The organism is Paracraurococcus ruber (assembly GCF_004353985.1).
In the GTDB taxonomy this organism is placed as follows: domain Bacteria; phylum Pseudomonadota; class Alphaproteobacteria; order Acetobacterales; family Acetobacteraceae; genus Paracraurococcus; species Paracraurococcus ruber.
The window spans coordinates 1-451 of sequence record NZ_SMOA01000705.1 but is presented as its reverse complement, the minus strand read 5'-3'; the positions used below and the strand labels follow the sequence as shown (position 1 = coordinate 451).

The following is a 451-nucleotide window of genomic DNA, read 5'->3' as shown; positions in this document are numbered from 1 at the left end:
CGCTGCCGCCGCCGGTGCCCGCCACGCCGCAACCCGCCCCGCCCCAGGCGACGGCGCCGGCCACCACCCCAGTGGCCGCCGCGCCGGTGGCCACCCCGGTCCTGCCCCTGCCCGGCGCCGCCGATCCGGCCGGCGCCGCCCTGACCCTGACGCAGCAGGGCGTCCCGGCCGAGGCCACCGCCGAGAACGGCGTGCTGGCGCGCGAACGGGCGCTGGCCGCCGGCCGCCGCGCCGCCTTCCAGCGCATGGTGAGCGAAGCCGGGGTCACCGCCCCCAGCCTGTCAGACGCGCAGATCGAGGACCTGGTGAACTCGATCGTCATCGAGCAGGAACGGACCTCCCCCAGCCGCTACAGCGGCCGCATCACGGTGAATTTCGACGGCAACCGCGTGCGCACCGCGCTCGGCAGCCGCGCCCCGGGCCTGCCGGCGGTGGCCGGCGGCCCCGGCGC

Annotated in this window: 1 protein-coding gene; it reads left to right on the top strand. The window is 79.2% G+C overall.

Translation table 11 applies throughout. The features are described from left to right. Positions 1-86 precede the first annotated feature (86 nt). A partial coding sequence (locus tag E2C05_RS32500; protein WP_205083324.1) for a hypothetical protein occupies positions 87-451 on the top strand: 365 nt, incomplete at its 3' end.